The sequence below is a fragment of the Pseudomonas sp. M30-35 genome (assembly GCF_002163625.1).
Lineage (GTDB): Bacteria > Pseudomonadota > Gammaproteobacteria > Pseudomonadales > Pseudomonadaceae > Aquipseudomonas.
Genome location: NZ_CP020892.1, coordinates 1,425,790 through 1,445,652 on the forward strand (window position 1 = coordinate 1,425,790; position 19,863 = coordinate 1,445,652).

The window sequence follows — 19,863 nt, forward strand, 5'->3', positions numbered from 1 at the left end:
CAATCGGCTGGGAAAAGGCGAGCAGCGCTAGTTAACCCCAGCGCTTGGCTCGAAGGTCGAGCACCAGTGAGTCAAAGGTGCGAGCGAGACAGGGCGCGCGCAGGACTTTGCTCGATGTATAGGTGTCCTTGATTGGTATTGTTAGCCCCTTGAGGTCGCAACTAGAGGCTGCCTCAACATCGGCTAGCACAATTGTTTTTACCTTTTCATGGGTTCCTTTGCTTGTTTGCATTGAGTGGAGGGCCGCTGCTGGGTATAATGGCGCGCTTCCTATTTTCCCGTCTGGGAGCCCCCGCCATGCTGCGTATTAGTCAAGAAGCTCTTACCTTCGACGACGTTTTACTTATTCCCGGTTATTCCGATGTTCTGCCGAAGGACGTCAGCCTCAAGACTCGCCTAACCCGTGGTATCGAGCTGAACATTCCTTTGCTTTCAGCTGCGATGGACACTGTCACCGAGGCGCGTCTGGCAATTGCCATGGCCCAAGAAGGCGGCATCGGCATCATCCACAAGAACATGACCATCGAGCAGCAAGCTGCCGAAGTGCGCAAGGTCAAGAAATTCGAAGCAGGTGTGGTCAAAGACCCAATCACCATCGAGGCTGATGCCACGGTTCGTGACCTGTTCGAGCTGACTCGCCAGAACAACATTTCTGGTGTGCCTGTGTTGTCCAACGGCGACCTGGTCGGCATCGTCACTTCCCGTGATGTGCGTTTCGAAACCCGTATGGACGCCAAGGTCCATGAAGTGATGACGCCAAAAGAGCGTCTGGTCACGGTCAAGGAAGGCGCAGATAAAGATGTTGTGCGCGATTTGCTGCACAAGCATCGCATCGAGAAAGTCCTGATCGTCAATGATGCCTTCCAACTGAAGGGCATGATGACTGTTAAGGACATCGAAAAAGCCAAGGCTTACCCGCTGGCCAGCAAAGACGACCAAGCGCGTCTGCGTGTTGGCGCGGCAGTCGGCACTGGCCCGGAAACCGGTGATCGTGTAACGGCGCTGGCAGCTGCCGGGGTTGATGTGATCATCGTCGATACCGCTCACGGTCACTCTAAAGGTGTGATTGAGCGTGTGCGCTGGGTTAAGCAGAACTTCCCGGAAATCCAGGTCATCGGTGGCAACATCGCCACTGGTGCTGCAGCCAAGGCTCTGGTTGAAGCAGGTGCTGATGCCGTTAAAGTCGGTATTGGCCCAGGCTCGATCTGCACCACGCGTATCGTTGCAGGTGTTGGCGTGCCGCAAATTTCGGCAGTGGCCAACGTTGCGGCAGCCCTTGAAGGCACTGGCGTACCGTTGATCGCTGACGGCGGCATTCGGTTCTCGGGTGATTTGTCGAAAGCCATCGTTGCTGGCGCATCCTGCGTGATGATCGGTTCGATGCTCGCCGGTACTGAAGAAGCGCCGGGCGAAGTTGAATTGTTCCAGGGCCGTTCGTACAAGGCATACCGTGGCATGGGCTCGCTGGGCGCTATGTCGCAGGCGCAAGGCTCGTCCGACCGTTATTTCCAGGACTCCTCGGCAGGTGCTGAGAAGTTGGTGCCGGAAGGTATTGAAGGTCGCGTGCCTTACAAAGGCTCGATGTCGGCAATCGTTCACCAGTTGATGGGTGGCCTGCGTGCATCGATGGGCTACACCGGTTGTGCAACAGTTGAAGACATGCGCACCAAGCCTGAGTTTGTCCGCATTACCGGCGCCGGTATGGCTGAGTCGCATGTGCATGACGTGCAGATCACCAAGGAAGCACCGAACTACCGCGTCGGCTAAGGAACCTCTGAAAATCATTTTGACGCTACTGCGCTCGCTGCGCGGCAAAATGATTTTTATATACGTTAAGAAATACGGGGCTGTTTAATCAGCCCCTTGTCATTTGTGAATTCCGCTACGAGAGACGGCTATGGCTCATCCTGATATTCACGCCCATCGCATCCTTATTCTGGATTTTGGCTCCCAGTACACTCAGTTGATCGCCCGCCGTGTGCGTGAGATCGGGGTTTATTGCGAACTGCATCCGTTCGACATGAGCGATGACGAAATTCGCGCATTCGCGCCACGCGGCATCATTCTCGCCGGTGGTCCTGAGTCTGTTCACGAGGCGAATAGCCCGCGTGCGCCGCAAGCAGTATTTGAGCTTGGCGTACCGGTTCTGGGTATCTGCTACGGCATGCAAACCATGGCTGAGCAGATGGGCGGTAAAGTGCTCGGCTCCGATGTGCGTGAGTTTGGTTATGCGCGTGTTGACGTAGTTGGCAAGGGTCGTCTGCTCGATGGTATCGAAGACCACATTGATGACGACGGTGTGTTCGGCCTTGATGTGTGGATGAGTCACGGCGATAAAGTGACCACCATGCCTGAAGGCTTCAGCGTTCTGGCGAGCACGCCAAGCTGCCCGATTGCCGGTATGTTCGACGATGCGCGCGGTTACTATGGCGTGCAGTTCCACCCAGAAGTGACGCACACCAAGCAGGGCGGTCGTATCCTTTCGCGCTTCGTGCTCGATATCGCTGGCTGTGAAGCGTTGTGGACACCGTCGAATATCGTTGATGACGCCATCGCTCAGGTGCGTCAGCAAGTCGGTGATGCCAACGTCCTGCTCGGCCTGTCTGGCGGCGTTGATTCCTCGGTTGTGGCAGCGCTGCTGCACAAAGCGATCGGCGATCAACTGACCTGCGTGTTCGTTGATAACGGTTTGCTGCGTTTGCATGAAGGCGAGCAAGTCATGGCCATGTTTGCTGAAAACATGGGCGTTAAAGTGATTCGCGCCAATGCTGAAAAGCAATTCCTCGACAATCTGGCTGGCGAAGCAGATCCAGAGAAGAAACGTAAGATCATCGGTCGCACCTTTATCGACGTATTCGATGCGCAAGCCTCGAAGTTGGAAAACATCCAGTTCCTTGCTCAGGGCACCATTTATCCAGACGTGATCGAGTCTGCCGGAGCCAAAACCGGCAAGGCACACGTGATCAAATCGCACCACAACGTCGGCGGCCTGCCAGAGGAAATGAACCTCAAGCTGGTTGAACCACTGCGTGAACTGTTCAAAGACGAAGTGCGCAAGATCGGTCTTGAGCTGGGCTTGCCATTCGACATGGTTTACCGCCACCCATTCCCAGGCCCAGGCCTTGGCGTGCGTATTCTCGGTGAAGTGAAGAAGGAATACGCCGACCTGCTGCGCCGTGCGGATCACATCTTCATCGAAGAACTGCGTAACTTCGACTGGTACCACAAGACCAGCCAGGCGTTCGTGGTATTCCAGCCGGTTAAATCAGTTGGTGTAGTCGGTGATGGCCGCCGTTACGCATGGGTTGTGGCATTGCGTGCAGTGGAAACCATCGACTTTATGACCGCACGCTGGGCGCACCTGCCTTACGAGCTGCTGGAAAAAGTCAGCAACCGCATCATCAATGAGATCGAAGGCATCTCACGCGTCACCTACGACGTGTCGAGCAAGCCGCCGGCAACCATTGAGTGGGAATGAGAGTATTTCTAACCAATTGATTTAGTTACAAAAAATACATGCCATTGATAGTGTTTTATACATTGTCAATGGCATTTTTTATGGTATCTAAAAAGTGAAAAATATTTAGCTTTGTTTTGTCGATAATTGGCCGGGGCTTTCTGTGTAATAGCCTGAATAAAAGATAGATTGGACACCAAATCAATTGCATCGACTTTGAGAATCTTGGAAGCTGTTTGAGGGACAAAGGATCCAAGGAGTAGAGCCATGTCAACAGAAGGGCCATCGGTAGACGAGACGGAATTGGCTATGGAACTGCGCACACGTGGCTTGCTTCGGACTGTTGCGGGCCACGGTAGTCGGTGTCTGGAAGATAAGCATTCTGCGTTGCTAAAGACGCTTGCAGCCATACTGAATGCTGCCGATGCGCCTCCGATTGACCTTTATATCGAAGAAGCGCTGGCGGAGTTAGAAGGACCTCGCTTCTTTATAGTCCAGCATTTTCTATGCGATCTGATACCTCTTCTGAACGTGAACCAGGACGTCCTTCTTAAATTTATCACGCGTATGCTCGATGCGGGCGGTAACGATCTGGCTGCAGGTGCCCCAAGTACCGCTTTTGGGGAGTGGACAAAGAAAGATCCAGCAAGATCTTCCAAGGTCTATAAAGCAGCACGTACCGGCGATAGCCTCGCGCTACGTCAACTATGCACGGTTCTCCGGATGAACGCTGATATCGAGGAGGGCCTTATTTTCGTGCAAGCCCACGCGCGGGAAGCGAAGCTCGCAGCCATCTCGGCTTTGGGTGCTGTGGATCTAGGCGAACGCTACGGTGAGGTGCTCGTTACCTTGCTCCAGGGAGCGTCCAGCAATGATGAAGGCATCTCACTCCGGTCCCTCGAAGCGGGCTATCGCGCGGCTGCACAGCGAAAAACAGTTGCACCTGTCGGCTTTGATAAACAACTCGAACGGGTCCTTCAGACGAGGAGTCCCTTCGCGATTCACTTGGCAACGAACCTGTTGTGGATTCACCGAGTAGGTCTCACAGAAAACGCCTTGGGTCTGTGTCTTGATGCTGCTGCAGATGTTGACCCAGATAGCGCAGGCACGATTTCGCATATCGACCATGCCGCATATCAGCTTGTGGGTGCTGGGCATGCTGAAAAAGTGATCCGCCTGCTTAGTGAGTTATTTGATCGCTCAAAAGGTCGGATTACGCTGGACACGTTCCAGAGCACTTATCGCGCGCTGCAAGATGTCGGCTCTGAGGTGCTGGGCAGCGCAGTTGTGTATTGGCTCATGAACGGGAGTGCGCACACTCACCAATGCGTAGCTAACGAGGTTTGCGGCGTTGGAAACGATGACCCTCCTTTCTCCATCCCCACGTCATCTCTTCCAGTAGACCCATCGGATCAGCTGTTTCTCTGCCGGAAGGCTGTTGGATGGTTCTTTATTGATCCGCTGTCTGCGGTTGTCATACCGTTAGCGGTGCTTCGTGATGGATCTCCGCAGATTGCAAATGACGTCCTCAATCTGATCTACGATCCTTTGCTCTTGAGCTATGGCGGCAAGCTGAAGGACTACCTTGAGCGCTATGTTGAGAGCATCCCGGTCCTTGCTGAATTGCTTGCACGAAAGAAGGTACTTCAGGATGCGATGGATGGCATTGAGCGTCTGGTTGAACTGCACCCTAGCGAAATGCAGCGCGAGACAGGGCGTGTTCAGTGGCACGACCAAATGGAGCGGAGTATGGAGCAGGGGCGTCGAAAATCTATTTTTGATGATCTCATCACTAAGCAGTACATCTTGTATGGCCGATCTTCGTTGACGCCGATCTATACCGGAGGGGACACCACACATCTCACCGAGACTGCGATGCATTCGTTCTCAATCTCGTCCGAGCTGCCCATCCTCGATATCGTGGACCCAGTTGGACTCGATTATATGCTCGTCCACTTCAGGCTTGAGCAGCGAGAACAGAAATGAAACTTGTCGTGATGCACTATCTGCGCTCGCTACGCGAGCGTGACGAACTCGACGCTATTCTGCCTGATCTTTTGGCTGAGAGTGGTTTCGAAGTTCTAACTCGTCCTCGTCGTGGCACAGGGCAAGCTGGTGTCGACGTAGCGGCAGTCGGCCCTGACCCTGATCGTGATGGAACTCGAAGTCTGTTCCTGTTCACGATCAAGTCCGGTGATTTGACGCGAGAGCATTGGGATACCGGCCAGCAAGCCGTACGACCGTCGCTGAATGAGGTTCTGGATGACTATATTCCGAACCGCATTCCGCCCCATTTTGCGGATCTGCCCGTCGTTATATGTGTCTGCATGGGCGGTGAGATGCGCGAGAATGTTCGGGCACAGTGGAGCGGTTACTGTCGGGCGCACGAGAAAGCCAACATTAACTTTGCCGAATGGAACGGGGATCGTCTTTCGGATCTGATCCTCAGCGGCATGTTACGTGCTGAGTTAATTGAGAGTGAGAACCGGGGGCTGTTTCAGAAAGCGCTGGCAATGCTTGATCAGCCCGACGTTGCTTATCGGCATTTTCGCCACTTGCTCAATGCTATTTTTATTGAGCCGAAGAGCCAGACAGAGCGCACGCGCCAGCTACGCAAGGCCTACCTGTGCCTTTGGATACTCTTTGTATGGGCTCGCGATGCCGATAACCTTGAGGCAGCGTATCGAGCATCCGAGCTGGTGCTCCTACGCAGCTGGCCTTACTGCGATAGTGCGCGTCTGCGCAAAGGAGCGACGCAACAGGAGCGGCTAGCTCATTTCGATCAGGTCTTGAAGCTGCATCTGATCATTGCGCACCTTCTACTCGTCGAGAAGATTGGTCCGTTTGTCGACAAGCGCTACGCGCTTTCAATGGCCGTAAATTCACGCAACGCGGCAGACATTAACATCGCGCTGTTCGAGACGCTTGGAAGATTGTCTCTCCACGGACTATGGCTGGATGCTATGACTGCCGGGGAGGACGAGTCATTCGTGCAGGCAATGAGTGAAGCGGCGGACAAGGTGCTCAACATGGCGATCGGGATGCTGAACGCGAATCCGGCGCTTGCCGTTCCCGTTCGTGACGATTTCACGATTGAACTGGCTCTGTTCATGCGTCTCGCAGACGTTCGCGGCCGCCTATCCAATGTTGCTGATTACATCCGTATCATGTCCGACCGCCTATGCTACGGACTAAGTGCTCGGCGGCACTATCCGACGCCGACCACAGATTATCGAGATGTCCTCGTCCATCCGAGAGACCGCAGTGACGCTTACTTCGAAGAGCATACGCGTGCGGGGATTCTTTACACCTTCGTGCTCGCTTGGCTTGCGATGATAGGAGACCAGGAGCGAGCAGAGCGTTTGCGCAGCACGTTGTTAGAGCACGCTCCGCACATGACTCACCAAATCTGGATTCCCGACGCACGAACGGATGAGGTTTTCTGGGATGGTGATCGAGATCATGGGGTGTCGGTACCAGGTCTGCCACTCAACGACTCACTAGAGGCCGTTTTTAGCCTACTGAACCGTGTGATGAGAGAGTATCCGCTGGATGAGCGAATAAGCGCTGTCCGAAATCACCTGACTCCAATTTTTCTTATGGCCTGCCGTCACTATCGCATGCCTGTACCACCGCATATTTGGCAAGGCCAGAAGCGTTCAGCATCGAACAATACTACCTCCGCTCAAGCAGCATCGGATCCCGAAACGCAGCAGTCGCGAGGTGAGTAGTCTTTGGTATGGTCGTTACTCAAATTGGCGAAGACTGAATGCCACAAAGGCACAGACAATGGTAGATCCTTATTTGTGGTGGACGATTGCAACATGAGCTAACAAAATCTGCCACTAGGCCGGTGATGTGTTTCATGGCGCGCTAAGGGCGTGCCATGAAAAAACGGCGATTCCATGTTCGGGTATGCACTCTCAGTATCAAGTGTGGCTGTGGGAGCTTCAGTGACTGGCTTGTTCCGCGAAGTACACCACCATCCTGAGATGCCGGTGTTCATCCACCACTAGCGTCTCATGGCGAAAGTCCTTTCGCTCGCTATCGGTAGTCAGGACAGACCCGATTCCACGCCGCGCTTCGTCACTATCCTGTGTCTCCCACCAGCGCCGAAAGTCGGCCGACAGAACCTTCAAATCTTCGACCAATGCCAGCATGGGCGGATCGTTCGGTGCCACGGCGAAGTCGTAACGGAACTGCGCCAGCAATTTGGGCGCATCGTCTCGCCAGGTAGGAAGGCGCCGTCGCATGTCGGGATCGGCAAACACCATGCGCAAGATATTGCGTACCTTACGATTCCGGGCCTTGAACCCGAACAAATCATCGGCCGCCGCATTCCAGGCAATGACATCCCAGTGCAAATTGAGCACATAGGCGGGCCTTGTCGCCAAATCGTCCATCAGCTGTTGGATGAGTGGCGTGATCGATACCAATTGATGGGCCTGTGGTGGCGGTGGCCGATTGTGGGCCAGAAGAAACAGGTGGCTGCATTCGGCGTCATCGAGCTTGAGTGTGTAAGCCACGCTTAGCAGGAATTTCTCTGAGACCTGAACGTCCCGTCCCTGTTCGAACCAGGTGTACCAGGTGAGTCCTACCCCAGCCAGCGCTGCAACTTCTTCCCTTCGCAGGCCCGGTGTTCGACGCGTCCCGTGAGAGGGCAGGCCGACATCGGCTGGGGTCAGTTTTTTGCGGTGCCGGGTCAGGAACTCCGATAACTCGTTCTTGGTGCGCCTGAGGCTGCGTTCGGCCATGACTATTACCTTTTGTAATAGGATAAACACTTAAATTGTAATGTGATGATATTGCTTTGACAATGTGCTTTCCGCAACCCGTCCGAACGAATCCGGAGGTGACTTTTGACTGCACTTGGCGATTCATCCCCCACTACCGAAAGGCTTCAGGTGCATGCTGATGCCGTCGAGAGATGCGCGGGTGCCCGCGAATGGATTGGGCTGGGCCTGCTTGCGCTGCCGACCATTCTGCTCGGGCTTGACCTGACGCTGTTGCATCTGGCGTTGCCAGCACTGGCAGTGGATCTGCGTCCGACGAGTGCGCAGGCACTCTGGATCGTCGATATCTATGGCTTCATGATTGCCGGCCTTCTCATCACGATGGGAACGCTGGGTGATCGCATCGGGCGGCGCAAGTTACTCATGGTTGGCGCGGCCGCTTTCGGGGTTGCCTCCGTGATGGCGGCCTATTCGACCAGTGCCAATATGCTGATTGCCGCGCGTGCCGTGCTGGGTGTGGCGGGTGCGACGTTGATGCCATCGACGCTGGCGTTGATCAGCAACATGTTTGCCCGTCCCGAGCAGCGCGCGTTGGCCATTGGGGTGTGGGCGACGATGTTTGCGCTGGGCATGGCGGCTGGCCCCGTGGTGGGTGGCATCCTGCTTGAGTATTACGGATGGGGGGCAGCATTTCTCGTAGCGCTGCCGGTCGTCGCGCTTTTGTTGGTGGCTGCGCCGTTTCTCCTGCCAGAGTACCGTGCTCCGCAACAAGGGCGGCTGGATCTGCCCAGTGTCGCGTTGTCGTTGCTTGCCTTGCTGCCGATCGTTTACGGCATCAAGCAGCTCGCGAAAGATGGGATAGGGGCCGGTGCCACGCTGATTATCGTGGGAGGACTGGTCTTCATGACGCTGTTCATCCGGCGGCAGCGCCAATTGAGCAGCCCTTTGATCGACCTCGGCCTGTTCTCCAGTCGGGCATTCAGCGTTGCCTTGCTGGTGCTCTTGGTTGGCCTGGTCGGTGTCGGCGGTACGATGTTGCTAGTGACCCAGTATCTGCAATTGGTGGTGGGCTTGTCACCGTTTGAGGCTGGGTTATGGATGGGGCCACCAGCACTCGCCATGTTAGTGGCGGGTATTACAGCACCACTGCTTGCAAGGCGAGTCCGGCCAGGCTATGTGATCGCAGGAGCGCTGGGGCTATCCGTAGTGGGCTATCTGATGTTGACTCAACTCGATCATGCGCCTCATGGGATTGTGCTGGTAACGGCATCGTTTTCTCTGGTTTATCTCGGTCTGGGCACCATTGCCGCACTGGGAACAGATCTGGTGGTGGGGGCTGCACCCGCTGAAAAATCAGGATCGGCCGCAGCCATGTCGGAGACGGTACAGGAGCTTGGGCTGGCTGTAGGTATTGCCACGCTGGGCAGCCTGACGACCAGCCTCTATCGCATCAGGATGACCGATCAAGTCAGCGTCCCAATGGCGCAGGACGTTCAACGCGCAGTATCGGACAGTCTTGCAGGAGCCAAGTCGGTGTTGCAGGAGTTGCCTGCTGGTATGTTGGAGCAGGCGCAAGCCGCTTTCATGGTGGGGTTCAACGTAGCGGCGGCAACCAGCGCCATCAGCATCGCTATCCTGGCTGGACTGGCAGCGATCACATTGCGACATATTGGTGTTGGTGGGGAGCTGACGAAATGAAGCCCTGATGGCTAATGGTGTCGCGGTTCAAAGAGTTAATCGGGACATTAGAAGCCAGGCTCCTCACTGCATACGTTTGGTTGGATTGTTGATAATCGAGTGGGAGTGAGGTCATGTCCTTCGGTGGCTATCGCCGACCCGCAAAATAAGTTGGCGGTAGAGCTGACCGCAAGCAATCCAGAGTTCCAGCGCTTGTCAGTGGAGCTGTAAAGAATGCGAATGGCGTGCGCGCCTGCGGGAATCTGCTTCTGTACGGCGAGGGCTTCGCCGATGCGCCTGGATTCGACAAGGACAAGTGGCCTGATATGCAGGACTCCGACCTGGAGTAAGGAAACCCATGCTTACTACGGCACGACGCCGAATGTGGATGACCGGTTTTAGGACGACCTGCTAGGCCAGAGTTCAGGCGCAGGCCGATTTTGCGGTTGTCGGTGAAGGTCGGCTGCAGGTCGAGGATGTCGTCGCCGCGCTGGCCCGGCAACCCGGGAGTGGTTTTGTCAGCGGTGAATAACCCCGGATGGCATACGAGCTACCAAAAATGCCGTTCACTTGGCTTAAGTGAACGGCATTGCACCGCATGGACGAGCCTTTGGGTTCGGTATGGGCGATGCCAGAACGGAAGCGAGCTGCCGACACCTACCAGTCCCTTTTGGGGGGAGGTCAGTTGACCACGAAACCAGCGCCTATCGGGTCGTTGCGCTCGATCACCCAGCGCGAGGTGCCGAGGATGCTGGCGGTGCCCTTGACGGTTGGGCGCAAGGCGCGCGTGCCGTTGAGGTCGACCTCGCCGAGCAGGCAGCCTTCGAAGGTACCGCTGCCAAGCAGGCCCTCGGATAGGATCGGCTGGTTCAGGCCGAGTCTGCCCCGCGCCTCGAACATAGCCATCATGGCGCTGGTACCGGTGCCGCCGGGGGAGCGGTCGAGTTGGCCGGCGCTGAAGACGTGGACGTTCTTGTAGAACGCGCCCTCGATGGTCGCCGGGTGCCAGAAGGTGATGAAGTTGAGGTCGTTGATGTGAGCCTCGGTCGGGTGCTGGATCTTCAGCTGTTTCTGGATCTGCTCACGGGCCAGCAGGCCGAGGCGCGATAGTTCGCTGCCATTCTCCGGACTGATGCGCAGCGCGCAGTCGCTCAGGTCGATGATGCCGAAGTAGTTGCCGCCCCAGACCAGGTCGGCCTTCAGCTCGCCATAGCCGGGCAGATGCACCGGGATGTCTTGCGCGGCGACATAGGCCGGCACGTTCTCGAAGCGGGTCCAGAGCACTTTATCGCCTTCCGAGGCCACTTCGGCCACGACCAGGCCCGCGGTGGTTTCGAAGCGGATTTTGGTGATGCCATCGGCGCCGCGTGGCACTAGGCCCAGGGCGACCATCGCCATGCTCACTGCGATGGTGCCGTGGCCGCACATGTGCGAATACACGCTGCCGTCCATGTAGATCAGGCCGGCGTCGAACTCACGACTGGACGGCGGGGTGAGGAAGACCCCGAACATGTCCTTGTGGCCGCGCGGCTCCTGCATCAGCGCCTTGCGCAGCCAGTCGTAATTCTGCTCGAGAAAGGCCCGTTTCTCCAGGATGCTGGAGCCGGCCGGGTAGGGAATGCCGCTGTGCACGATGCACAGGGGTTCGCCTTCGGTATGGGTATAGATGACATCGAACGTGTCTTGCATGCGCATGACTGAACTCCTGGCTTGCGGGATGTTTGAGGGGGTTATTTGCGTTCTGACAAAAGGTCGAGACCGATGCACAGATCGAGGGCGATGACGGCCACCACGACAACCAGAATGGTGGCGCCGGAAGCGGCCGCGATCGTCGGGTCGACGGTGTATTGCACATAGTTGAAGAGCTTGACCGGGATGGTGTTGAGGTCCGGGGTGGTGTTGAAGATCGACAATTCCACGTTGATCCACGACGCGATGAAGGCAAAGATCGACCCGGTGACGAGCCCCGGCCGAATCTGCGGCAGGACCACCAGCCAGAAGGTTGCCCACGGGGGGGCGCCCAGGTCGCTGGAGGCTTCTTCCAGGGCGCGTTGTTCAGGGGTCAGCATGGACAGCACCGAGCGCAGAACGAAGGGCGAAACGATGATGGTGTGGCCGATCAATAGCGCGAGAAAGCTGCGGGTCAGGCCGAAGTAACCACCGAATTGCAGCAGCGCCGCACCCAGCACGATGTGCGGAAACACCAGCGGCGAGGTCAGGGCGGCGACGATCGTGCCTTTGCCGGCGAACTCGTAGCGCGCCACCGCCAGCGCGGCAGGCACGCTGAGCAGCACCGCGACGACTGTCGCCGCCAGGGCGAGCACGGTGCTGGTGGCAAAGGAGGCGACGTAGCTCGGGTCGCCGAGCATTTGCCGATACCAGTCCAGGGTCCAGCCCTGGGGTGGGAAGGCGAGAAACGACGAGGCGGTGACAGACGCGCCGAGAATCACCACCAGCGGCAGCAGCATGTAACCGAGAACGGCCCAGGAAATCAGTCGAATCAGCAGGCGAGTGATCATTGGCCGCTCCCGCGGACACTGCCGGCACGCCCGGCGAGTCCGATCATTACCAGGGTGAAGACCAGCAGCACGACGCTCAGCGCGCCGCCGTAGTTGAAGTCGAAGACCGAACTGTACTGCTGGAAGATCAGCATCGAGAGCACCGAAATGCGTCCGCCCGACAACAGCGCCGGGGTCACGTAGGCGCTGGCCGCCAGAGTGAACACCATGATCGAGCCGGAAATGACCCCCGGCATGGTCAGCGGCAGAACGACGTGGAAAAAGGTGGCCCGTGGGCTGGCGCCGAGATCCTCGGAGGCTTGTTCGTAGCCCGGGTCGACCTGCGCCAAGGCATTGCCTGCGGCGAGCACGGTGAATGGCAGGAGGATGTAGACCATGCCGATGAGGATGCCGAGCTCGGTGCCCAGGAAGCGCACCGGCGTGTCCACCAGGCCCGTTTCCAGCAGGCTCTGGTTGACCAGGCCGTTACGCCCCAGCAGCACCATCCAGCCGAACGAGCGGACGATATTGCTGGTGAACATCGGCACTACCAGCAGGATCACGCAGGCGCGGCGCCAGGCGCGCCACTTGACCACGCGCACCAGGTACCAGGCGAGCGGGTAGCCGAGCAACAGAGAGACTAGGGTGGTCAGCGCGGCGATGCGAAAGGTCACCAAAATGACATCCCAGTGGTACTGATCGGCCAGCACCCGGACATAGTGCTCGAGGGTAAAGGCCTGGTCGGTCGCCGTGGTCAGGCTGGCGAAGATCACCACGGCGAACGGCGCGAGAAAGAACGCGGTGAAAAACGCCAGTGCCGCGGAGAGCATCAGGATCGGGGCCGGTCGTTTCATACCGGCTCCCCCACCAGATGCAGGTGGGCTGGGTTGAAAGCCAGGTGCACGGCGCCACCAACAACCAGATCGGCGCGTGGAAAGCCCATAGTCCGGGCGACGATCGCCTGCCCGTTGACCAAGGTATGAATCAGGGTATGGCTGCCGACGGTGACGATATCCGTCACCGTTCCGGCCAGCTTGCAGCAGGCGCTCTCCGGGTTGGCCGTATCCAGCACCTGCAGGTGCTCGGGCCGCAGGATGGCCACGCCCTGTGGCGGGATATCCCGGCCTCCGCAGGAAAGCGGCTGGTCCCCGACCGTCAGGCGGATTTCACCGGCACCGGCGGCTCTATAGTCGATAAGGTTGGCCTCGCCGATGAAGTCCGCGACGAAGCGCGAGGCTGGTGCGCTGTAGATCGCGCTGCTTGAGCCGACCTGCTCGAGGCGCCCGGCGTTCATCACCACGATGCGGTCGGCGATGGTCATCGCTTCTTCCTGATCATGAGTGACGAAAATGAAGGCGATGCCGAGCTTGGCCTGGAGGTGCTTCAGCTCCAACTGCATGCGCTTGCGCAGTTTCATGTCCAGCGCCGAGAGCGGTTCGTCGAGCAACAGCAGCTTTGGCCGATTGACGATAGCGCGGGCCAGTGCCACGCGTTGCTGCTGCCCACCAGACATCCCCCGGGGAAAACGCTCTTCCAGTGCTTCCAGGCCGACCAATGCAAGTGCCTGGCGAGCGAGTTCGCGCGCTTCCGAGCGCTTGATGCCCTGGCGTCTTGGACCGTAGGCGACGTTTTCCAGTACGCTCATGTGGGGAAACAGCGCGTAGTTCTGGAAGACCGTATTCAGCGGGCGGCGATAGGGTGGCAGGCGGCTGACATCCTGCCCCTCGATCACGATGCTGCCGGAGTCCGGCTGCAGGAAGCCGGCGATCGAGCGCAGCAGGGTGGTCTTGCCGCAGCCGCTGGGGCCGAGCAGGACGATGAACTCGCCCTGCTCGATGTCCAGATGAATATCGTCCAATACCTGGAAGGCCCCAAAGCTTTTGCAGACGCTTTCTATGCTCAACAAAACTGACATTGCAGACCTCTTGAGCTAGTTGCCGATGACTTTGCGGTTCCAGTCATCGGTGACATCCGCGCGGCGCGCGTTGATCTGGCCCCAATCGAACAGTCGCAGGTTGTCGATGGAACCATTCACGCCCCATGGCAGCTTGCGGGCCACGTCTGCGGACACGGTCACGCCCTTGACCGCGGGGCCCAGGTAGAGTTTGCTGGCAAGGCAAGAGGAAGCTTCCTGGGTCAGTGCGGTATTGATGAACTGCTCTGCTGCCTTGTTGTTGCGCGCGCCCTTGATCAGATGTAGGCGCGCGTCGGTGGCCCAGACGCCTTCCTCAGGGATGGTGAAGCCGATGGGGACGCCCTTGTCGATCAGGTCCCAGGCGCCGACGTTGAAGTGGGCACCGATGATTGCTTCGCCACTCTGGAAGGCGTTGGTCGCGGCGCCCGAGCTGTCAAAGAACAGCGCCGTGTCCAGCGCTCCAAGCTTGCTGTAGAGCGGCGCGAGATCGGCCGGGTCCACGTCCCAGACGTCCGCCAGGAAGAACACGAATGGCACGCCGGACGAGTTGGCGGGCGACGGCAGGGCGATGGCTCCGGCGAATTCCGGTTTCCACAGATCTTTCCAACTGGTGGGTGCCTGGGGTACTTCCTTGGTGTTGTAGGTCAGGCCAAGTGAGTAGAAGCCTGAGCTGACGGCAAAGGTGTGACCGTCGCTGGAGTAGACGGCTTGATCCAGCACGTTGCGCAGGTTGGGAATGGCTGTCGGGTCGAGGTCGGCTAGTACGCCTGCTGCGTAGGCGAGTTCACTGATGCCGCCATCCATCCAGGCCACGTCGATGGTCGGGCTGTCTTTCTGTTGCTGGAGTTTCGCCAGGGTGGTGGTCGAGGTGCCGATTTCCGCGGCTACTGCAATCCCGGTCTCGCGGGTGAAGGGCTCGGCGACGCAGCTGAGGAAGGCTTCGCCCCAATTGCCGCCGTACAACGCAACGGTTAGTTTCTGTTGGGCCATGGCGCCTGGTGAGGAGATGCAGCCCGCGAGCAAGAGCGCGACTGTGATTTCGTTACGAGTCTTCAGTCTCATGTCATGTCCTCCAGGGGAGTGATGTTGTTATTTCCCCTTGTCTACATCTTGCTCGTCACGCCGCTACGGGGCTTGCATTGTGGGGTCTTTTAGTTGAATAGTTGGGTCATGTTGAACATGACCCCGATCGACAACCCGTCTCCTGAGTCCGCTCAAGGCGCGGGTGGCCGCGCTCAACTTTCGGTGGGCCTGGTTCTGCTGGATCAATTCACCCTGGCCGCGTTTTCCTGTTTCGTGGATGTTCTGCGCCTGTCCGCCGATCTGGGCGGCGGCAGTCGGCAGATCCATACCGCCTGGCGGGTGATGAGCGTCGACGGGCGGCCGCGAACCTCCAGCGCGGGGATCGTCCTCGAGGTCGCCAGCGCTCTGGCGGAGGACCCAGGTGAGTTCGACTACGTGGCCATCTGTGGCGGCAACGACTATCCCAATACCCACCTGCCCAAGAGTCTGCTCGACTGGGTGCGCCGTGCCGCCGACAGCCGTGCGCGGCTGCTGGGCATTTGCACCGGGACTTTCGCCTTGGCCCAGGCGGGCGTGGTCGGCAGCCGTTCGGTGTGCGTGCACTGGAACGTGCTGGACGACTTTCGCGCACGCTTTCCAAAGACCCGTGCAGCGGTGGATCACCTGTTCATCGACGAGGGCGACCTGATCACCTGCGCCGGCTCCACGGCGGCGATCGATCTGGGCTTGTACTTGGTGGCCCGGCATTGCGGTCGGGAAAAGGCCCTGCAAACCGTGCGGCACATGATGCTGCAGGGTATTCGCCAGGGCCGACAGCCCCAGGCCCACTTCTATGCAGATCTGGCTGGCATCAAGGATGAGCGGGTGCGCCAGGCCGCGCACTACATCGAGCAGCGCATGGACAGCCTGCCCACCCTGGATGCCATTGCCCGCTACGTGGGGCTTGGGCGGCGGCAGCTGACGCGGGCGTTCCAGCATGCGCTCGGCATATCGCCTATGGAGTTCCAGCGCTCGCTGCGTATCGAGTACGGTAGTTGGCTGCTGGTGAACAGCCACAGCAGCATCACCCAGATCGCCATGGATTGCGGCTTTTCCGATTGCGCGCATTTCTCCCGCGAGTTCCGTGGGCGCTTCGGCATGTCCCCTCGCCAGTTCCAGCGGCAGGGACGATAACCCCTCGGGGCGTCGGGTGTGTTGCTTGGTTCGCTGGCAATCGACCAGCTATCCATGGACGGTGCTCAAGGGGGGCAAGCCCGTCCCGCTCGCCACATGGGCGCTGCAGTTCCGCCACAGGCTGCCGACCTGCCTGCCGTGCAATGGAAGCTGATCAACCTTAGCAAGTTGCGAGACGAGAATCCTGGCAAGCACGCAGAGCAGAGGCGTTTTCTGACGGCGTTGCCAGGATAGAGCGAGCGCGTTGCTGCTTGTCTGCGATGTTCAGGTTGATCGTGAGATGCGCTTTAACCGGGCCCATCGCTGGCAGCTGCCAGCAGAGGCACGATCAGATCGCCGATAGGCGTAGGAATACCGCGAGTTTGAGCGCAGCGTTGGATGACTCCATTGCGGCAGTCCCATTCCAGCGGTTGGCCCGCGAGTCGGTCGACGAGGATCGAGGTGCCTTGGTCTGCCGGGTAGCGACGAAATACGTCGATGATATCTTGCGGCACGTCGTCGCTTAGTACTGCGCCTTCCGCGCGAGCCACTTCAAGGCATTCGCGCAGATAGGCCAGAGCCAGTTCGGTGATGTCGGCTCGGGCGAACATACCTGCACGTCGGCCAGTCAAAACCATCAAGCCAGCCGCCGCGTTTTGTAGAAGCTTGCGCCATGCGATGGAGGTGAAGTCCGATGACACCTCGACAGAACACAAAGTGCCTCTCAACGCTTTAACCACGAGCTCGGTCGCTTGAGTGTCCGGCAAGGTGAGCCGGGCTTTGGCGCGCAGCCATACCGAGGCGTCCGGTTCGCGCTGAGCAGGAAACCAAACGACTGCTGGCAATACGGGGCAGCCTGACAAATACGGCTCGATCAGGGCTTTTTGTTCAACGCCGTTTTGCAGTACGCAGACCACGGTTTTCGCGCTGCACAGTGCAGAAAGCCAAGGTGCTATTGCTTCAATCTGGGTTGACTTGACCGCGACGAATACCAGGTCGAAGGTGTTTTGGGTCTCTGTCGGGTCAGTCAGCACGGGCCCCGGCACCACAATATTGCCGCCCTTGTAGCGAAGTTCCAACTGCTCGTACGCTGTGCGACCACAAACCGTCGGCGTGCGCCCGACCTCATGCAGCGCCGCCGCGATGGTCGTGCCGATTGCTCCGGGGCCAATGAGGGCGATGGTTGGATTGTCAGGCATCATGGTTATTATCCTGTTTTGATCGTCATTATCTGCTCTGACAACCATGCAGCCCCGGCCCGTCTAGATCAAGTATTAAGCTGTGGCGTGTGCTCGCGCGACGTGTCTAAGTGCGGCATGCATTTATGGATGTCAGTCGCGTAAACGCTCGGTTTTCGGATGTGGTGTTTGTTCACTCGGTCTTGCGGCCTGGGCCGTGATAAAATCAGCGGATCGCCGACTGAAGTGATTTGTGGCAACACAGCAGTTTGTTGTAACCCTTAAAATAGAAGACGTTTTCCAGAGAGGAAACGCTGTAAACCGTTGCCTGATGGGCTCGAAATGATTGGCTATTAGGAGCCCATTTGTATGTCGTTCACGCGTAGACAAGTGCTCGCAGGTCTTGCGGGCTTGAGTGTTATTGGCATTGGTGCCGGTGGCGCTCGCTATTGGTTGGGCCGTCCGTTTGATCAGAAAACCCATGACTATGAGTTAATCGCCGCGCCAGTTGATTTAGAGCTGGTGCCCGGCCACGTAACCACTGCGTGGGGGTACGGCGGCATGGCGCCTGGCCAGGAAATCCGTTGCCGTCAGGGCGACCTGTTGCGCGTGCGCTTTATCAATAAGCTGCCCCAGCAGACCACCATTCATTGGCATGGCATTCGCTTGCCACTGGATATGGACGGTGTGCCTTACGTTTCACAAATGCCGGTGCTGCCTGGCGAATACTTCGACTATAAATTTGTGCCACCGGATGCCGGCAGCTACTGGTATCACCCGCACCTCTCCAGCTCTGAGCAATTGGGTCGTGGCCTGGTTGGGCCATTGATCATCGAGGAACGTGAACCCAGCGAATTCAAGCATGAGCGAACGCTGAGCCTGAAAAGCTGGCATGTTGATGAGCAAGGCCAGTTCACTGAGTTCAGCATTCCGCGCCAGGCTGCGCGTGAGGGGACGCGCGGGCGGTTGTCTACCATCAATGCAGTGCATGTGCCGACGCTGGAGTTACCAGCGGGACAGGTGGTAAGGCTGCGTCTGATCAATCTCGACAGTACGATTACCTACCGACTGAATTTGCCGAACGCTGAGGCGCGTATGTATGCGCTCGACGGTAACCCGATTGAGCCGCGTGAGTTGGGTAAAGAATATTGGTTGGGCGCCGGTATGCGTCTTGATCTGGCGCTGCGCGTTCCTGAGGCCGGAACAGAGTTATCACTGCGTGATGGTTCTGTGCGTTTGGCAACGATTAAGAGTGTTGCCTCAAGCGAGCCTGTGGCTGATTGGCCTGCGCCATTGCCAGCTAACCCAGTTGCCGAGCCTGATTTGGCAAATGCCGAGACCATTAAATTCAACTTTGAGTGGGCGGCGTCGCTGGCGGACCCGAATCAAGCCGGGCCTGCCAAGTACTGGCAGATTAACGGTCAAGCCTGGGATATCAACGATAAAACCTGCGCTGATCGGCCAATTGCTACGCTTAAGCTGAATAACCACTATATTTTTGAGCTGCGCAATATGGCGCAGTATCTGCACCCGATCCACTTGCATGGCATGACTTTTAAAGTCATCAGCTCGAATCGGAAAAAGATTATCCCGTACTTCACCGACACTTATCTGCTGGGTAAGAATGAGACGGCAAAAATTGCCCTCGTTGCCGATAATCCAGGTGTATGGATGTTCCATTGCCATGTGATTGATCACATGGAAACCGGCCTTATGGCCGCCATTGCGGTGGTTTGATGCGTCAACCGAAAATCATTGATCGCAGTCAGGATCAACACTTTATGCGTGAGGCGCTGCTGCTGGCCGAGCAGGGTGCTGCGCTGGGTGAAGTTCCGGTGGGTGCAGTGTTGGTGCAGGACGGCAAGATCCTCGGGCGCGGCTTTAATTGCCCGATTTCAACCCATGATCCAAGCGCCCATGCCGAGATGGTGGCGATTCGTGATGCTGCCGTTCAGTTGGATAATTACCGCCTGCCGGGCAGTACGCTGTACGTCACCTTGGAACCCTGCAGCATGTGTGCGGGGCTGATCGTCCATGCGCGAGTCGAGCGCGTGGTGTTTGGCGCGACAGAGCCTAAGGCCGGTGTCGCCTTGAGTCGTGGTGAGTTTTTCAGTCAGGCGTTTCTCAATCATCGGGTGATGATTGAGGGCGGGGTCTTGGCGCAAGAATGCAGTGAAGTGCTGAGCGCGTTTTTCAAAGCGCGCCGCGCCAGTTCTGCGCGTTAGGCTGT

16 protein-coding genes are annotated in these 19,863 nt (G+C 57.9%); 9 read left to right on the forward strand and 7 right to left on the reverse strand.

Features of this window, described 5'->3' with window-relative positions; genetic code table 11:
- Nucleotides 1-297: 297 nt before the first annotated feature.
- The 4 genes from guaB to B9K09_RS06685 all read left to right on the forward strand — a co-directional run bounded on the left by guaB (nucleotide 298) and on the right by B9K09_RS06685 (nucleotide 7,188).
- The gene (gene guaB / locus B9K09_RS06670; protein WP_087516069.1) at nucleotides 298-1,767 is read left to right on the forward strand and encodes an IMP dehydrogenase; all 1,470 of its coding nucleotides are present in this window, start codon (nucleotides 298-300) and stop codon (nucleotides 1,765-1,767) included.
- Nucleotides 1,768-1,897: 130 nt separating this feature from the next.
- The gene (guaA, locus tag B9K09_RS06675; protein ID WP_087516070.1) at nucleotides 1,898-3,478 is read left to right on the forward strand and encodes a glutamine-hydrolyzing GMP synthase; all 1,581 of its coding nucleotides are present in this window, start codon (nucleotides 1,898-1,900) and stop codon (nucleotides 3,476-3,478) included.
- A gap of 246 nt (nucleotides 3,479-3,724) precedes the next feature.
- A complete protein-coding gene (locus B9K09_RS06680) occupies nucleotides 3,725-5,443 on the forward strand; it encodes a hypothetical protein (RefSeq protein WP_087516071.1) in 1,719 nt (572 codons plus the stop codon).
- On the forward strand, nucleotides 5,440-7,188 hold the full coding sequence (locus tag B9K09_RS06685) for a hypothetical protein (RefSeq protein ID WP_087516072.1): 1,749 nt from the start codon (nucleotides 5,440-5,442) through the stop codon (nucleotides 7,186-7,188). The genes B9K09_RS06680 and B9K09_RS06685 overlap by 4 nt, the downstream gene beginning before the upstream one ends.
- A 219-nt stretch (nucleotides 7,189-7,407) precedes the next feature.
- On the opposite strand, the gene B9K09_RS06690 is transcribed toward B9K09_RS06685, so the two are convergent.
- Entirely contained in the window at nucleotides 7,408-8,211 is an 804-nt protein-coding gene (locus B9K09_RS06690) for a helix-turn-helix transcriptional regulator (RefSeq protein ID WP_087516073.1), read from the reverse strand.
- Nucleotides 8,212-8,316: 105 nt separating this feature from the next.
- On the opposite strand from B9K09_RS06690, the gene B9K09_RS06695 reads away from it, so the two are divergent.
- Nucleotides 8,317-9,888, forward strand: coding sequence for an MFS transporter (locus B9K09_RS06695; protein ID WP_087516074.1), 1,572 nt, complete (start codon nucleotides 8,317-8,319; stop codon nucleotides 9,886-9,888).
- Between the two features lie 660 nt (nucleotides 9,889-10,548).
- On the opposite strand, the gene B9K09_RS06700 is transcribed toward B9K09_RS06695, so the two are convergent.
- From B9K09_RS06700 to B9K09_RS06720, 5 genes are read right to left on the reverse strand one after another with little or no spacing between them, the layout of a single operon-like run.
- The gene (locus tag B9K09_RS06700) at nucleotides 10,549-11,562 is read right to left on the reverse strand and encodes a proline racemase family protein (protein WP_087516075.1); all 1,014 of its coding nucleotides are present in this window, start codon (nucleotides 11,560-11,562) and stop codon (nucleotides 10,549-10,551) included.
- Nucleotides 11,563-11,597: 35 nt separating this feature from the next.
- A complete protein-coding gene (locus B9K09_RS06705; RefSeq protein ID WP_087516076.1) occupies nucleotides 11,598-12,386 on the reverse strand; it encodes an ABC transporter permease in 789 nt (262 codons plus the stop codon).
- Complete coding sequence (locus B9K09_RS06710) at nucleotides 12,383-13,219, reverse strand: ABC transporter permease (RefSeq protein WP_087516077.1); 837 nt, start codon at nucleotides 13,217-13,219, stop codon at nucleotides 12,383-12,385. The genes B9K09_RS06705 and B9K09_RS06710 overlap by 4 nt, the downstream gene beginning before the upstream one ends.
- Nucleotides 13,216-14,280: an ABC transporter ATP-binding protein gene (locus tag B9K09_RS06715; protein WP_087516078.1), complete on the reverse strand. Its 1,065-nt coding sequence runs from the start codon at nucleotides 14,278-14,280 to the stop codon at nucleotides 13,216-13,218. Before B9K09_RS06715 ends, B9K09_RS06710 begins: the two co-directional genes overlap by 4 nt.
- A gap of 15 nt (nucleotides 14,281-14,295) precedes the next feature.
- Entirely contained in the window at nucleotides 14,296-15,342 is a 1,047-nt protein-coding gene (locus tag B9K09_RS06720; RefSeq protein ID WP_087516079.1) for an ABC transporter substrate-binding protein, read from the reverse strand.
- A gap of 108 nt (nucleotides 15,343-15,450) precedes the next feature.
- On the opposite strand from B9K09_RS06720, the gene B9K09_RS06725 reads away from it, so the two are divergent.
- Nucleotides 15,451-16,476, forward strand: a complete 1,026-nt coding sequence (locus B9K09_RS06725; protein ID WP_087516080.1) for a GlxA family transcriptional regulator — start codon at nucleotides 15,451-15,453, stop codon at nucleotides 16,474-16,476.
- A gap of 18 nt (nucleotides 16,477-16,494) precedes the next feature.
- Complete coding sequence (locus tag B9K09_RS22705; RefSeq protein WP_087516081.1) at nucleotides 16,495-16,710, forward strand: hypothetical protein; 216 nt, start codon at nucleotides 16,495-16,497, stop codon at nucleotides 16,708-16,710.
- A gap of 53 nt (nucleotides 16,711-16,763) precedes the next feature.
- Here B9K09_RS22705 and B9K09_RS06735 read toward each other — a convergent pair whose 3' ends face one another.
- On the reverse strand, nucleotides 16,764-17,657 hold the full coding sequence (locus B9K09_RS06735; protein WP_087516082.1) for an oxidoreductase: 894 nt from the start codon (nucleotides 17,655-17,657) through the stop codon (nucleotides 16,764-16,766).
- 345 nt (nucleotides 17,658-18,002) lie between these two features.
- Between B9K09_RS06735 and B9K09_RS06740 the strand changes: the two genes are divergently transcribed.
- A complete protein-coding gene (locus tag B9K09_RS06740; RefSeq protein WP_087516083.1) occupies nucleotides 18,003-19,370 on the forward strand; it encodes a multicopper oxidase family protein in 1,368 nt (455 codons plus the stop codon).
- Nucleotides 19,370-19,858, forward strand: a complete 489-nt coding sequence (gene tadA, locus B9K09_RS06745) for a tRNA adenosine(34) deaminase TadA (protein WP_087516084.1) — start codon at nucleotides 19,370-19,372, stop codon at nucleotides 19,856-19,858. Before B9K09_RS06740 ends, tadA begins: the two co-directional genes overlap by 1 nt.
- Nucleotides 19,859-19,863 lie beyond the last annotated feature (5 nt).